General features: G+C 56.5%; 13 protein-coding genes. 4 read left to right on the forward strand and 9 right to left on the reverse strand.

Annotated elements, in window-relative coordinates; genetic code table 11:
• Window positions 1-256: 256 nt before the first annotated feature.
• Window positions 257-1,255 carry an adenosine deaminase gene (add, locus tag EDF78_RS23490; RefSeq protein ID WP_133824011.1) on the forward strand — a complete coding sequence of 333 codons (999 nt, stop codon included), beginning with the start codon at window positions 257-259 and terminating at the stop codon, window positions 1,253-1,255.
• A gap of 64 nt (window positions 1,256-1,319) precedes the next feature.
• Here the strand turns inward: add and EDF78_RS23495 are convergent, their stop codons facing one another.
• The 9 genes from EDF78_RS23495 to EDF78_RS23535 all read right to left on the reverse strand — a co-directional run bounded on the left by EDF78_RS23495 (window position 1,320) and on the right by EDF78_RS23535 (window position 12,269).
• A complete protein-coding gene (locus EDF78_RS23495; RefSeq protein WP_119826100.1) occupies window positions 1,320-2,339 on the reverse strand; it encodes a bile acid:sodium symporter family protein in 1,020 nt (339 codons plus the stop codon).
• 79 nt (window positions 2,340-2,418) lie between these two features.
• On the reverse strand, window positions 2,419-3,465 hold the full coding sequence (locus EDF78_RS23500) for an oxidoreductase (protein ID WP_133824012.1): 1,047 nt from the start codon (window positions 3,463-3,465) through the stop codon (window positions 2,419-2,421).
• Between the two features lie 569 nt (window positions 3,466-4,034).
• Window positions 4,035-5,717: a urocanate hydratase gene (hutU, locus tag EDF78_RS23505; protein WP_119826104.1), complete on the reverse strand. Its 1,683-nt coding sequence runs from the start codon at window positions 5,715-5,717 to the stop codon at window positions 4,035-4,037.
• A 31-nt stretch (window positions 5,718-5,748) separates the two neighbouring features.
• On the reverse strand, window positions 5,749-7,299 hold the full coding sequence (gene hutH, locus EDF78_RS23510; RefSeq protein WP_119826106.1) for a histidine ammonia-lyase: 1,551 nt from the start codon (window positions 7,297-7,299) through the stop codon (window positions 5,749-5,751).
• 95 nt (window positions 7,300-7,394) lie between these two features.
• Window positions 7,395-8,180 (reverse strand): ABC transporter ATP-binding protein, encoded by a 786-nt coding sequence (locus EDF78_RS23515; RefSeq protein WP_119826108.1) that lies wholly within the window; start codon window positions 8,178-8,180, stop codon window positions 7,395-7,397.
• Window positions 8,180-9,061, reverse strand: coding sequence for an ABC transporter permease (locus tag EDF78_RS23520; RefSeq protein ID WP_133824013.1), 882 nt, complete (start codon window positions 9,059-9,061; stop codon window positions 8,180-8,182). The genes EDF78_RS23515 and EDF78_RS23520 overlap by 1 nt, the downstream gene beginning before the upstream one ends.
• Before the next feature lie 17 nt (window positions 9,062-9,078).
• On the reverse strand, window positions 9,079-10,059 hold the full coding sequence (locus EDF78_RS23525) for an ABC transporter substrate-binding protein (protein ID WP_119826112.1): 981 nt from the start codon (window positions 10,057-10,059) through the stop codon (window positions 9,079-9,081).
• 255 nt (window positions 10,060-10,314) lie between these two features.
• On the reverse strand, window positions 10,315-10,899 hold the full coding sequence (locus tag EDF78_RS23530) for a HutD family protein (RefSeq protein WP_119826114.1): 585 nt from the start codon (window positions 10,897-10,899) through the stop codon (window positions 10,315-10,317).
• Window positions 10,896-12,269, reverse strand: a complete 1,374-nt coding sequence (locus tag EDF78_RS23535) for a formimidoylglutamate deiminase (protein ID WP_119826116.1) — start codon at window positions 12,267-12,269, stop codon at window positions 10,896-10,898. Before EDF78_RS23535 ends, EDF78_RS23530 begins: the two co-directional genes overlap by 4 nt.
• A gap of 247 nt (window positions 12,270-12,516) precedes the next feature.
• On the opposite strand from EDF78_RS23535, the gene hutC reads away from it, so the two are divergent.
• The 3 genes from hutC to hutG all read left to right on the forward strand — a co-directional run bounded on the left by hutC (window position 12,517) and on the right by hutG (window position 15,584).
• Window positions 12,517-13,317 carry a histidine utilization repressor gene (gene hutC, locus EDF78_RS23540; RefSeq protein WP_095922086.1) on the forward strand — a complete coding sequence of 267 codons (801 nt, stop codon included), beginning with the start codon at window positions 12,517-12,519 and terminating at the stop codon, window positions 13,315-13,317.
• Between the two features lie 171 nt (window positions 13,318-13,488).
• Window positions 13,489-14,751 (forward strand): imidazolonepropionase, encoded by a 1,263-nt coding sequence (hutI, locus tag EDF78_RS23545; RefSeq protein WP_133824014.1) that lies wholly within the window; start codon window positions 13,489-13,491, stop codon window positions 14,749-14,751.
• Complete coding sequence (gene hutG / locus EDF78_RS23550) at window positions 14,748-15,584, forward strand: N-formylglutamate deformylase (protein WP_133824015.1); 837 nt, start codon at window positions 14,748-14,750, stop codon at window positions 15,582-15,584. Before hutI ends, hutG begins: the two co-directional genes overlap by 4 nt.
• Window positions 15,585-15,813 lie beyond the last annotated feature (229 nt).

Raw genomic sequence — 15,813 nt, forward strand, 5'->3', positions numbered from 1 at the left:
TTAAAATAATAGATGCTTGAAAGAGATTTCAATGATCAACGACGTAAATCAATCATTGAAATGAACATACAAGGTTGGGAGGGGGTTTTAAGGGCAAACACCCGGTCAATGAACACTTCAACCTCCTGATATTTCTTTAATACCCCACCCCAACCCTCCCCTTCGCAGGGGAGGGAGCAAATTCAAAACCCTTCTTGTTGCGCAACTAAATACAGTTATAATGCCCCGCACATTTCAATAATAATGAGTGCACACCATGATCGACACACGCCTTCCCCTGACCGATATTCACCGCCACCTTGATGGCAACATCCGCGCTCAAACCATTCTCGATTTAGGCCGTCAGTTTACTCTGTCCCTGCCTGCTAACGAACTTGAAGCCCTGCGTCCCCACGTGCAGGTGATGCATACCGAACCGGATCTGGTGAGTTTTCTGCAGAAACTCGACTGGGGGGTCAAGGTGCTGGGCGATCTCGATGCCTGCCGCCGTATTGCTAAAGAAAACGTCGAAGATGCGGCGAAGGCCGGTCTGCACTATACCGAACTGCGTTTCTCCCCGTATTACATGGCGATGAACCACAAACTGCCGGTGGCAGGCGTGGTGGAAGCCGTGATCGAAGGGATCCGCGAAGGTCAGCAGAATCATGATATCGATGTGCGCCTGATCGGCATTCTGAGCCGTACCTTTGGGGAAGATGCCTGCCTGCAGGAACTGGAAGGATTGCTGGCGCACCGCGACGGCATTACCGCGCTCGATCTGGCCGGTGATGAACTGGGCTTCCCGGGCAGCCTGTTCCTCAGCCACTTTAACCGTGCGCGTGACGCAGGCTGGCGGATAACCGTCCATGCCGGTGAAGCCGCAGGGCCGGAAAGCATCTGGCAGGCGATCCGTGAACTGGGCGCTGAGCGCATCGGTCATGGCGTGAAAGCCGCACAGGATCCTGCACTGATGGATTTCCTGGCGAAGCATCAGATTGGTATCGAATCCTGCCTGACCTCTAACATTCAGACCAGCACCGTCGCGTCGTTTGAACAACATCCGCTGGCGACTTTCCTGCGCCACGGCGTGCTGGCATCTATCAATACCGATGACCCGGCGGTTCAGGGCATTGAGATTGCTAACGAATATCTTGTTGCCGCCCCGGCAGCCGGTCTGACGCAGAACGAAATCCGCAAAGCACAGGAAAACGGCCTGACCATGGCATTCCTGACCGAAGCTGAAAAGCAGGCGATCCGCGACAAAGTGTCCGCATAACCGTTTCTCAGACCATAAAAAAGGGCGGGATAAACTCTCCGCCCTTTTCTTTTTCCGCCGTGGTTTACACGGTTTTGACTTCTTCTTTTTTCACCAGCGCCGCCGCTTCTTCACGCGCCACACGTTTGGCATAACGCGAGGCCAGCACCGCGCAGACCATCAGCTGGATCTGATGGAAAATCATCAGTGGTAACACCATCGCGCCCACAGCCGCCGCCGGGAACAGCACGTTCGCCATCGGAATACCGTTCGCCAGACTTTTCTTCGAACCGCAGAACACGATGGTGATTTCGTCTTTGGTATTAAAACCAAACAGACGCGCCACGTAGGTATTGATTACCAGCACGATGGTCAGCAAAACAATGGAACAACCGAGGATCGCCAGCAGCGACCAGCCGTTGATCTGATGCCAGATCCCCTGCACCACCGCCTCGCTGAACGCGACATACACCACCAGCAGAATCGATGAACGGTCAGTGACGTTAACGATTTTTTTATGACGTTGCACCCATGCGCCGATCAGCGGACGGCAAAGATGCCCGATAATAAATGGCACCATCAGTTGCAATACGATGGAGCCAATCGCGTGCAGGGTGTCGCTGGTGCCGCCCTGCGTGTGCATCAGCAGTCCGACCAGCACCGGCGACAGAAACACGCCCAGAATGCTGGATGCGGACGCGCTGCAAATCGCTGCCGGAATGTTGCCGCCCGCCACAGAGGTATAGGCGATCGCCGACTGCACGGTAGCGGGCAGTGCGCAGAGATACAGGAAACCGTAGTACAACGTCGGCGTCAGAATGCCCACCGGCACCAGCCATTTCATGCCCAGCCCCAACAGCGGGAACAGCGCGAAGGTGCTGAGGAACACCACCACGTGCAGCCGCCAGTGGCTGATCCCCGCCATGATCGCTTCACGCGAAAGCTTCGCGCCGTGCATAAAGAACAGCAGCGCAATGGCGGCGGTGGTCAGGTAGCCGAAGAGGGTTTTATAAATCCCTTCACACGGAAAGAATGACGCAATCACCACCACACACACCAGAATCAGCAAAAACTTGTCAATTTTCAGACGTTGTAACCAGGACATGAACCTTCCTTGCAAAGTGAATAACAAACGAAAAAGAAAGATGCCACCGTGGTGACATCTTAAAAGCGTAGACGACGTGTTAGTTCTTGATGACTTTCAGTGTCGCCTGTTGTTCCGAGGACTGCATCCCCAGTTCGAGCATTTCCATCACGCGGATCGCATCAGCGGCAGGGACCGGATTGTCGCCCTGTCCGTTAATCGCATCACGCACACCGGCGTAATAAGCCGGATAATCACCCGGAATGGTCAGCAGGGATTTCTCGGCCAGCACGCCGTCATGGCTCAGCGTAATCACACCGTCGCGCTTGTCGAAGCCCCAGTCCGGCTGAGGCAAACGCTCTCCGGCTTTCAGACGATCTTCCTGCGGATCCAGCCCAAACTTCACGTAGCTGCCCTTTTCGCCCTGCACGATAAAGCGTGCCGTTTCCGCCACCGCATACACGGTGCTGTGCAGCACCACGCGACGCCGCGGATAGGTCAGCACGGCGTTGAAATAATCCACCGCTTTGCCGCCCGGACGCAGCACCGCCAGATCTGCCTGCAACGTATCCGGCGTGCCGAACAATTGCAGCGCCTGATCCAGCAGATGCGAACCTAAATCGAACCAGATGCCGCTGCCCGGCGCATCACTTTCACGCCAGCGTTGCATCACCTGCGGCTTGTAACGGTCATAATGAGATTCGAAATAAACGATATCGCCCAGCGCGCCTTCGTTGATCAGCGCCTTAACCGTAAGGAAATCCGAATCCCAGCGACGGTTATGGAAGACCGACAGCACTTTGCCTTTCTCACGCGCCAGCACATCCAGCTCGCGGGCCTCTTCCAGTGTCACGGTGAAGGGCTTATCGACGATAACGTGCTTACCGGCTTCCAGCGCCAGCTTCGCCAGCGGGAAATGGGTGGTGTTCGGGGTCGGGATCACCACCAGATCAATGGACGCATCAGCGAACAGTTTTTCCGGCGAATCAACCACTGCAACATGGGGCCAGTCGGCATGAACTTTGCCCGCATCGCTGCTGGACACGACCGCCAGTTCAAGGCCGGGGGTGCCATCAATCAGGGGAGAATGGAAGGTTTTGCTGGCAAAACCATAGCCAACAAGGCCAACGCGGAGGGTCTGGGTCATATGATTTCCTTTATTTAACGGGCTTACCCGCAGGACGCTAATCATCTGATTTGACACCAGCTTACAAAGCTGGACAAGAGAAATTTTTCGTGGGATTGCCAGCCGAACTGGCCAGATGCTTGGGCTCGCCGCCCAAACGGGCGCAAAGGGTTTTAAACGAAACCCTTTGGAATCCTGCGTTTTTTAACTGCGCGCTATCGCTTGCTGGCCATGTTTCAGGTACCACAGCGACAGGCTGGAAATCTTGCCGCTGCGCGGTTCCTTCTCTCGATCCTGGAGCCTTAGGTCTCCAGGCCGCTCCGTTCAGCAAGATTTCTGAATCGCCCGCACGATCTTAAAATCAACGGCAGATTGTTTTTCATCTTTGCTCCTCCCCCTGCGAAGAGGGAGGTTGGGAGGGGGTTTTAAGGGCTAACACCTTGTCAAGGTAAACTTCAACTCATTGATTTTACTTTAATACCCCACCCCAACCCTCCCCTTCGCAGGGGAGGGAGTTTCTCGGTTGCCGATAAGGAAACAGATCCTTAGGCCATAACAGACACGCAGCGATAAGCCACACCTAAGGCAAGTCAGATCATCGGCAGATTCAAATGATTCCGTTCTGCACACGCCTGCGCCTGATCATACCCCGCATCGGCATGGCGCATCACGCCGGTGGCCGGATCGTTCCACAGCACGCGTTCAAGGCGGGCATCGGCTTCGGGCGTGCCGTCCGCCACAATCACCATGCCTGCATGCTGTGAAAAGCCCATCCCGACGCCGCCGCCATGATGCAGGCTGACCCACGTCGCGCCGCCTGCGGTGTTGAGCAAGGCATTGAGCAGTGGCCAGTCGGACACCGCGTCGGAGCCGTCTTTCATGGCTTCGGTTTCACGGTTCGGGGAAGCCACAGAGCCGGTATCCAGATGATCACGGCCAATCACCACCGGCGCTTTCAGCTCGCCGTTGCGCACCATTTCATTGAATGCCAGCCCGGCAAGATGACGCTCGCCCAGCCCCAGCCAGCAGATACGTGCCGGTAATCCCTGGAAAGCAATACGTTCGCGCGCCATGTCCAGCCAGTTGATCAGATTCGCGTTATCCGGGAACAGTTCTTTCAGTTTGGCGTCGGTTTTATAGATATCCTCCGGGTCGCCGGAGAGCGCCACCCAGCGGAACGGGCCTTTACCTTCGCAGAACAGCGGACGGATATAAGCAGGCACAAAACCCGGAAAATCAAAGGCATTCGTCACCCCTTCATCTTTGGCAACCTGTCGGATGTTATTGCCGTAATCCACTGTCGGGATACCCATCGCATGGAAATCCAGCATCGCCTGAACGTGTTTCGCCATCGACGCCCGCGCGGCTTTTACCACCGACTGCGGATCAGACTGCCGCGCATCCTGCCATTTTTCGAGGCTCCAGCCTTCCGGCAGATAGCCGTTCAGCGGGTCGTGGGCCGATGTCTGGTCAGTGACGATATCTGGTCGCAGACCGCCTTCTTTGGCACGGGCGACCAGTTGCGGCATCAGTTCAGCGGCATTGCCCAGCAGCCCCACTGAAATGGCTTTCTTCTCTGCGCACGCTTTTTCGATCATGGTCAGCGCTTCATCAATGCTGTGCGCTTTGTAATCGAGATAACGGGTGCGCAGACGAAAATCAATACGCGATTCCTGACATTCAATGGCCAGCACACAGGCCCCGGCCAGCACGCCCGCCAGCGGCTGAGCCCCGCCCATCCCGCCCAGACCGGCCGTCAGGATCCACCTGCCGCGCAGATTGCTGTCATAATGCTGACGCCCCGCCTCCGCGAAAGTTTCGTAAGTGCCCTGCACGATGCCCTGCGCACCGATGTAAATCCAGGAACCGGCGGTCATCTGGCCGTACATCATCAGACCGGCTTTATCCAGCTCATGAAAGTGATCCCAGTTTGCCCAGTGCGGCACAATATTGGAGTTGGCGATCAGCACGCGCGGCGCGTCGGTGTGGGTGCGGAAAACGCCTACCGGCTTACCGGACTGCACCAGCAAGGTTTCGTCTTCTCGCAGCGCGCGCAGGCTGGTCAGAATGGCTTCAAAGGCAGGCCAGTTACGTGCGGCTTTGCCGATGCCGCCATACACCACCAGATCTTCCGGGCGCTCGGCGACATCCGGATCGAGATTGTTTTGGATCATGCGGTACGCCGCTTCAATCAGCCAGTTCTGGCAGCTCAGTGCTGTGCCATGAGGCGCACGGACAACGCGGGCAACCGCGGTTTTTTGTGGAGCGTTCATCGTCGTATCCTTATATCAATTCAGAATGAAATCAGGCAAAACCGGGCAGCAGCGCTTCGATGGCCGCCGGCCAGTGTTCGCGGGAAGCCCAGAGACGCATCATCTCGACGTCCGGTGCCATCAGGCGGTCTTTTTCAAGGAATGCCACGTTTTCGCGGATGGCTTTCATCTCATTTTCCAGCGTCGGGGAGCTTTGCAGCGGACGATGGAAATCAATGCCTTGCGCGGCGGCCATGGCTTCGATACCCACCACGACGCTGGTGTTGAAGCACATATCACCCAGACGGCGGGCTGCATACGTGGCCATGGAGACGTGATCTTCCTGATTCGCCGAGGTCGGCAGGCTGTCCACGCTGCCCGGATGTGCCAGTGATTTGTTTTCGGAGGCCAGTGCGGCCGCCGTCACCTGCGCGATCATAAATCCGGAATTCACCCCGCCGTCATTGACCAGAAACGCAGGTAAGCCTGAAAGACCGGTATCGAGCAGCAACGCCATGCGGCGCTCTGAAATCGCACCGATTTCAGCCACCGCCAGCGCGATAATGTCAGCAGCGAATGCCACCGGTTCGGCGTGGAAGTTACCGCCGGAAATCACATCGCCGTTTTCGGCAAACACCAGCGGATTATCAGATGCGGCATTAGCTTCAATGCGCAAAATGCGGGCGGCGTGATGCAGGTTATCCAGACAGGCACCCATCACCTGCGGGACACAGCGGATGGAATACGGATCCTGCACACGACCACATTCTGCATGAGACGTGACAATGCCACTGCCGGCCAGGATCTCAGTCAGTGCCGCTGCCACGGCCATCTGCCCTTGCTGACCGCGTGCCTCGTGAATGCGTGCGTCCAGGGGCTTAACCGACCCTTTGATCGCTTCCAGCGATAATGCGCCCGCCACCAGTCCGGCAGAAAATACCCGTTCGGCTTCAAACAGGCCGGACAGCGCCAGCGAGGTTGACACCTGCGTGCCGTTGAGCAACGCCAGCCCCTCCTTCGGTCCCAGCTCGAACGGCGTCAGCCCGACAATCGCCAGCCCGTCGGCGGCGGCCATTTTTTCGCCTTTGGCCGTCACCTGACCTTCACCAATCAGCATCAGCGAAAGGTGCGCCAGCGGTGCCAGATCGCCGGAGGCACCGACCGAGCCTTTCTCAGGAATGCACGGATACACACCGGCATTGAACAAGGCGATCAGCGCATCAATCACCTCAATGCGGATACCGGAATGCCCGCGTGACAAGCTCAGCACTTTGGTCGCCATCACCAGACGCACCACGTTATCCGCCAGATCCTTGCCGATACCCACGCTGTGCGACAGCACCAGATTGCGTTGCAGCTCTGCCAGCCGCTCCGCAGGAATGCGCGTCTGAGCCAGCTTGCCGAAACCGGTGTTAATGCCGTACACCACTTTCCCGGACTCCACAATACGGGTTACCGTTTCCTGCGATGCCAGCACGCCAGCCCGCGCCTCCTCAGCCAGTTCAAGGCGGACATTGCCCTGATAAATCTTGCGCAGCATCGGCAGGTCAACATGACCGGGTTGCAGGCGGCAAAGGGATAACTCAGTGGTTGAAGAAGCCATAATCTATTCCTGTATAGACAAGTGAAACCGGAAGTAAACCCGGCTAAGGACACAGCCCGCCGGGTGTTTATGCATAAAAACCATGTCGGGATAAATCAGTGATCTATCGCCTGCATCGTTTCGGTACGAATCTCTTCTGTGACATGCGCTTTCAGCGCCATAAATTCGGGCGAGGTTTTAAGCGTGTAATCACGCGGATGCGGAAAATTCACCGCCACTTCCGTTTTAATCCGCCCCGGACGGGCACTGAAAATCGCCACCTTGTTTGCCATGAAAATCGCTTCATCAATATCGTGCGTCACAAACAGCACGGTCTTGCGTGAGGATTCCCAAATCGACAGCAGCAATTCCTGCATCATGACGCGGGTCTGGTTATCGAGTGCGCCAAAGGGCTCATCCATCAGCAAAATTTTTGGGTCATTCGCCAGTGCGCGGGCGATGGCGGTACGCTGTTGCATACCGCCGGAAAGCTGACGCGGAAAGTGCTGCTCAAACCCGCGCAATCCGACCTTATTAATAAAGTAGTCGCTGCGCTCCTTTTGCGCCGCTTTGCTGATGCCCCGTTCCTGCAAACCGAAACGAATGTTTTGTTCGACTGTCAGCCACGGGAATAAGGTGTAACTCTGAAAGACCATGCCGCGATCGGCTCCTGGGCCGTCAACCAGGTCGCCATCGAGCCAGACCTCACCTCGCGTCGGCTGATCCAGCCCTGCAACGATCCGCAGCAACGTCGATTTACCGCAGCCGGAGGGGCCGAGAATGGTCACAAAATCGTTTTCATCCACCCGATAATCCACCGGTAACAGCGCCTGGGTTTTTTCCCCTTTCGGGCCGGTAAAAATACGTTCAACCTGCCGGACACTCAGTTTCGGATGGCTCATCACTGGGCACTCCACACAAACAGGCGACGGTTGGCCGTTTTAAACAACACATCGGAAAGCAACCCGATGCAACCAATCACGATAATGCCGAAGATCATTTGACCGGTATTGAGCAGTGCCTGGCTGTTGACGATCATGTGGCCGATACCGCTCGATGAACCGATAAGTTCCGCAACGATGACGTATGTCCACGCCCAGCCGAGCACCAGACGCAGTAACTCAGCAATTTCCGGTGCGGCACCGGGAATAATCACCCGGCGCACAACGCTCTGATTGGTTGCCCCCAGGGTATAGGCCGCTTCCACCAGATCACGTCGCGCAGCCCCCACAGTCACTGCGACCATCAGTGTGATCTGGAAGAAGGAACCGATGAAAATCACCAGTATTTTCTGCATTTCACCGATACCCGCCCACAGGATCAGCAACGGTACAAACGCCGAAGCAGGCAGATAACGGCAGAACGACACAAACGGCTCGAAAAACGCTTCGATCAGTTTGTAAGACCCCATCAGGATCCCCAGCGGCACGGCGATGGCGCAGGCCAGAATAAAGCCCCCCAGCACGCGCATCACCGTCATCCCGATGTCGGTGGTAAAGTCGAAATCCGTGAACAGCAGGATGCCTTCCTGCACCATGCTGGCCGGACTGGCGAGAAACGTCGGAGAAACCAGGCCGGTAAAGGTCACCAGCGCCCAGACAGCAAAAAACAGCACAAAGAAACAGAACCCGAGAAACCACCGGCGGCGTGAGGCTACCGGGCGTAAAGGCACCATCATCGGGTTATGCCAGACTTTTTTGCTTACCGGCAACGGGGCCGGCTCGCGTAAGGCTGGCTGAGTCGTCACGGGAGGTTCTGCTGCCTGACTAACAGGACTGTTCATGTCGGCATCCTTCATGGCTATTTCACGTATTTCGCGTCATATAAGCTGTTGATGTCCGGCGTTTTACGCAGGATCTTCATCTCCGTCAGCAAACGGGCCGCCTCGCTGGTGAAGGTCACAATTTCGCCGCTGAAGAATTTCTGGTTGGCTTCGCGATCCTGCCAGCGCAGATAGCTGGATTCTTCGGCAAACTGTTTGCCGGTTTCTTTCACAGCCGCGCCCATGATTTCATTGGATTTCTCCGGGTCCTTTTTGATCATATCCAGCGCTTCAAAGTAGCTGTTCACCAGTGCCTGTGCGGCCTGCGGGTTTTTATCCAGCCAGTCAGGCGTACAGCCCAGCGTGTCCATCACCATCGGATAATCAAGCGTGGTGGCGAGAATTTTGCCTTTGTCAGGGTTCTGGCGGATGTTGGACAGATACGGCTCATAACTCACCGCCGCGTCGTTTTGCCCTGCAATAAAGGCATGCGCGGCGGCGTCCGGCCCGAGCGTGGCCAGTTTGACGTCTTTCATCGTCATGCCGTTTTTATCGAGGATCCACGCCAGCAGGAAGTAGGAGGAGGTGCCCGGCGCATCAACGCTGATGGTTTTGCCTTTCAGGTCAGTGATTTTGCTGATGCCGTTGCGCACGGCGATGCCGTCTGCACCGTAAGATTTATCCAGCTGAACGATCTGTTTGATCGGCACGCCGCTGGCATTCCAGGTCAGATAGGTTTCGACTGTGGTCGCCGCACACTGCAATGACCCCGACGCAATCGCCAGATGACGCGACTGTTGCGGCACCATTTTGAGCGTGACGTCGAGACCATTCTTTTTGAAGATGCCGGCTTTATCCGCCAGTGTCAGCGGTGCAAAACCGGTCCAGCCAGAAATACCAATAGCCACCGGCGTCTCTGCCGCCTGCGCGGCGCTGACAGTGATACTGCCCAGCGTCACGGCCAGCCCTAACAAAGACAACGAACGTTTCAGTACAGCCCTGGAAATCATGTTGCTCATCTGCCACTCCTGCCAAAGTACCTGTCTGGGGGAATGCCTGTTGCGCAGCTATGCCGCAGGCAAATTACGCGACTGACCCCTTACTGTATAGTCTTGTCTATACAAGTCAGTCAGCCATAACGAAGCAAGCTTTATGCCAGTTCCGGCAGATGCCGTTTTAACGCCCTTCATTCCCTCCGGCGGCGGTTTTGACGGACACGGATGAATCAATGCAGTGCGTGATGCGCTCCGTTTTAGCGCAATCTCCTCGCGGGGTTAATCGGTGATCGAGGCCCACAACAACAGACAGGGTTCAGGATGCGAAAGGGGAACGAGGTTCACAAAATCCTCTCCTTGCTGCGTGGCGGGTTCAGACCAGTATCCGCCCTCACCCGCACTGATTTCCGTGCCATCCGGCAGTCGCCATACGCCACTGATGACATAAACCACACCGCCGTTTTCACGGGTGATACGCAGGGCTTCTCTGGCCGCTTTGACCTGTGCGGCACAGCATGCCCGGCGGGTCATGATGTTGAAATCGGTCGTCACACCGCCCAGCAGACGCGCGCTGAGGGCGATATCCCCGCTGAATGCAAACGGCTCACCGGTCGTATCCAGCCTGTGGTTTACGTCAGGGTTCGCCTGTAAGTGCACGCCCTCACCGCTCAGTAAGGTGATGGAACGGTCAATGCCGGGAAACGCCGAGAACCGGCCGTCCTGTGCAATCGTGGCAATGCTCGCCCGCCAGTCAAACTCACTTTTTCCCGGCGGAAAACTGATGATTTCGCGGGTTTCGCCGCCGCCGTTACGCCACGGGCTGACCGGCAGGGTATTGAAGGAGAAATACTGCCAGCCTTTCATGCGACGTTCTCCGCGAGCTGGTTCAGAAGGGTCAGGAAATCTGCGGCGGCTGCCTGCTGCTGTTCATGCTGACCATTGACGATGCGCGGAATGCCCCCGACATACACATCGCGGATCTGCCCGGCGTGTCCCGCAAACAGCCAGCGGTTGAGCAACTCACCGTTTTTAGCCGCTGCCAGATAAGGATCCTGCCCGTCGAGCACCAGCCAGTCGGCACGATAACCCGCCGTTAACTGGCCGATCGCCGCGCCGCAGGCTTGTGCACCGCCCTGCAATGCCTGCGTATACAGCACGTCGCCGACAGAATGCTGTGCTGATGTGGTCAGTCTGTTTCGCCGCTGGTCGCGCAGACGCTGGCCATATTCAAACCAGCGCAGTTCTTCCACCACGTTCAGGGAAACATGGCTGTCAGAACCGATCCCCCAGCGCCCCGCGTGGGCCAGATAATCCACACCAGGGAAAATACCGTCGCCGAGATTGGCTTCCGTCGTCGGACATAAGCCCGCGACCGCGCCACTGTTTGCCATACTCGCCAGTTCAAAGCGGTCGGCATGAGTCGCGTGGATCAGGCACCAGCGCGCATCTATATCCAGATTGTCATACAGCCAGGTGATCGGACGTTGCCCGCTCCAGCCCAGACAGTCGCTGACTTCTTTCTGTTGCTCGGCAATATGAATATGCACCGGCAGGTGTTTGTCACCGGCCTGCAATACATTTTGCATCTGTTCCAGCGTGACGGCGCGCAGGGAATGGAAGCACAATCCCTGATTTTGCAGCGTTTTCCCGTTCAGTTGCTGGCGGATAATGTCCTGCTGTTGCAGGTAGCTGTCCGTATCCTGAATAAAGCGTTTTTGCCCGGTCTGTGCAGGCTGCGCACCAAATCCGGCGTAGCTGTACAGCACCGGCAACAAGGTCAGGCCGATACCGGTCTGCGCGGCGGCGTCACTGAGTTGCGCGGTCATTTCACCGCGATCCGCATAGGGCTGACCGCTGATGTCGTTATGCAGATAGTGGAATTCCGCCACCTGCGTATAGCCGCCTTTGAGCATTTCGATGTAAAGCTGGCGGGCAATCACGCCAACCTGTTCAGGCGTCAGGCGCTGCACCATGCGGTACATCAGATCCCGCCACGTCCAGAAGCTGTCCTGCGGGTTACCGGCAACTTCAGCCAGCCCTGCCATGACCCGCTGAAAGGCGTGAGAATGCAGGTTGGGCATACCCGGCACCACCGGCCCCTGAAGGCGCAGACACCCCTCAGCCTCTCCGCCGGGCGTCACCGCTGTCAATATTCCGGCGGCATCAACGTCAAGACGCACATTGTGCGCCCAGCCGTTAGCCAGTAAGGCGCGTGAAGCAAAATAAGCAGGCATGACAGCTTTCCTGAACAAGTAAGAAGAAACATAAACGCAATTTAATGGAAACAATTGCAAAACTTTTAAGCGACTTGTCTATACATATACATATGCCTGATTGCGCTGTAAACTTGCGACAACCCTTTTTTTATAAAATTAGTTTTCCGTCACGCCCTTTCCGTTTCATTTCCCCTGCAGGAAACTGGCGGGCGGACAGGCAAACAATCCCAATACGTCTGGAAATTTATTGAGTGAGGTAAGAGACATGTCGGAGTCCACCCCCCTTTCGCCAACTGGTACCGCGCAACAGGACGTGTCACAGCAGACATTGTCCGAGCTGGCGGCGGCGATGAGCGACACGCCCGCGCCGATTTATCAGCGCGTCAAGCAGGCGATCATCAGTCAGATCCGCGCCGGTGTCTGGAAACCGCATCAGCGCGTGCCTTCTGAAAGTGAGCTGGTGAATGAAATTGGCGTCAGCCGCATGACCATCAACCGTGCCCTGCGCGAACTGACCAGCGAAGGTTTTTTGATCCGCATGCAGGGGGTCGGCACCTTTGTTGCCGAAGCCAAGGCCTACACGCCGATGCTGGAAGTGCACAACATTGCCGATGAGATTGCCCGGCGCGGTCACCGCCATGACAGCAATATTCTGGTGTGCGAAGCGCGGCTGGCCGATGCCGATCAGGCACGGCAACTGGGGCTTGCCACCGGTGCCATGATGTTTTACTCGCAAATTGTTCACTACGAAAACAACGTGCCGGTACAGATCGAAGACCGTTATGTGAACCCGGAAACCGCACCGGATTATCTGCAACAGGTGTTGAATAAGCAGACGCCTTACACCTATCTGATGGAAATGGCTCCGCTGACCGCCGGTGAACATCGCGTCGAGGCCATCAGCGCCAGCGATGAGCAGCGCGAATTGTTGCAGCTTAACGAGCATGAACCTTGCCTCCTGATCCACCGCCGGACCTGGAGTGGCAGCCGCGTCGTCACCTCTGCGCGCCTGATTTATCCCGGTTCCCGCTACCAGTTATTTGGACGTTTCACCAGCCATGGCTGATTTCCGGCCTACCTTAAACGCGGCTTTCGCAGGCCGCTATCCCTTCGTTTTAATTTTGGAAGACGTCTCGTAATAAGAAAAAACTATCGCAGGCCGCCTTGCTGGTTTAACGGTTATGCGTTAGGTTGACTTTAGTTGTCTATACAAGACGAATTCAGCCTGGAGCCTGTCATGCCGGTAGCAATGCCCCCTCATTTATCCCCCGAATCCCCTTCCCGCGCTGACAGCGTATGGCGTGGTGCCACACTGGTGACCATGCAGGACGGGCATTACAACCTGACTGAAAATGGCGCGATCGCGGTATCGGACGGGAAGATCGTCTGGACCGGCACGGCGGCGGAATGTCCTGATTTTGCGGACGCTGTTCAGCATGAATTTAACGGCGGGATCATCACGCCGGGATTTATCGACTGTCATACACATCTGGTGTTTGGGGGTGACCGCAGCGGGGAATTCGAGCAACGCCTTAACGGCGTAAGTTATGCCGACATTGCCGCAGCAGGCGGCGGGATTTTATCCACCGTCAATGCCACCCGCGAGGCGAGCGAAGAGGAGTTGCTGAAACAGGCGTTGTTCCGGTTGCAACCGTTGCTGGCCGAAGGCGTGACCTGTGTGGAGATCAAATCCGGCTACGGCCTGAGCATTGAAAGTGAGCTGAAAATGCTGCGGGTGATCCGCCGGTTGGGCAGCATGCTGCCGGCAGAGGTGAAATCCACGTGTCTGGCCGCACACGCCCTGCCACCGGAATACAAAGGTCGCGCCGATGACTACATTTCGCTGATTTGCGAAACGTTACTGCCACAGGTCGTCAGTGAAAACCTGGCCGACGCGGTGGATGCGTTCTGTGAACATCTGGCTTTCTCGCCTGAACAGGTTGAACGGGTTTTTACTGCCGCACAGGCGTTGGGTTTGCCGGTCAAACTGCATGCCGAACAGCTTTCGTCCCTGCATGGCAGCGCCATGGCCGCACGGCATCACGCGCTGTCAGCCGATCATCTGGAATACGCCACGGCAGAGGATGCACAAGCGATGGCAGCCAGCGGCACGGTCGCCGTTTTACTGCCGGGCGCCTATTATTTACTGCGGGAAACGCAGTGTCCGCCGGTTGAGGAATTCCGTAAACATCAGGTCCCGATGGCACTGGCCAGCGACGCTAACCCCGGCACATCACCGGCGCTTTCATTGCGTCTGATGCTGAATATGGGCTGTACCTTGTTCCGCCTGACACCGGAAGAAGCCCTGGCCGGGATCACCTGTCATGGCGCACGGGCGCTGGGTTTGCAGGAAACGCATGGCACGCTGGAAGTGGGAAAAGTCGCTGATTTCATTCACTGGCCGCTGTCGCGCCCTGCCGAACTGGTTTACTGGCTGGGCGGTCAGTTGCCCTGCACCGTCGTTTATCGTGGAGAAGTACGAGGAGAGTTCCGTTCATGAGCCTTTCTGCCGCTAATGTTATCGCTGAACCGTATCAGTTTATTCCCGGCACTGCGCCGCTGCTGATAAGTATCCCCCATGCGGGCACACACCTGACGCCCGAAGTCGCCAGCGGCCTCAGCGATGCCGCCCTGCCGCTTTCAGATACCGACTGGCATATCCCGCTGCTGTATGATTTTGCCCGCTCACTGGGTGCCAGCATTCTGGTGGGTCAGTACTCGCGGTTTGTGATCGACCTCAACCGTCCGGCTGACGATAAACCGCTGTATACCACTGCCACCACCGGTTTGTATCCCGATACATTATTCGACGGACGCGCCACCTTTAAGCCCGGCATGACCCCCACCGTTGCGCAGCGCAAGATTTATCTGGAACAGATCTGGCAGCCCTATCATCAGAAAATCCGGTCAGAACTGGCACGCATGAAGCAGGAATTCGGTTACGCATTGCTCTTCGACGCGCATTCCATTGCCTCCGTTATCCCGCGCCTTTTCGACGGCCAGCTTCCGGATCTCAATCTGGGCACCAATAGCGGCGCAAGCTGTTCCCCGGCGCTGAGCGAAATCCTCGATAGAACCTGCCAGCAACAATCACGTTTCAGCCATGTGCTCAATGGCCGTTTTAAAGGCGGATATATCACCCGCGCTTACGGTCAGCCGGATGACAATATCCATGCCGTACAGCTTGAACTGGCGCAGGTGAATTATATGGAGGAGATTGAGCCGTTTGCTTATGCGCCTGATAAGGCGGCTGAATTGCAGGTGCTATTGAAGCAGTTACTGGCGGGGATGGTGAGATGGGGGGAAGATGCTTATAAACTGGGCGCTGTTTAATTACGCTTTTCGCTGACCACTAAGGTTTGATCGAGATTATTTCGGTTTCTCAATTGCGGTTATCACTCGGTCTTTCGCGCCGAAACCGCCCAAAAGAGGCCAGGACGGGCCTCTCTTGGATCTCTCCCGTCTTTTCACTGCGCGCTACCGCAGGCACGACGGACATATTCTGGTGCATCAGTGAGTGGCGCAAAATGTCATCGCTGCGCGATTCCCGAATTTCAGGTTT

The organism is Rahnella sp. BIGb0236 (assembly GCF_004364755.1).
GTDB classification, from domain to species: Bacteria; Pseudomonadota; Gammaproteobacteria; order Enterobacterales; family Enterobacteriaceae; genus Rahnella; species Rahnella victoriana.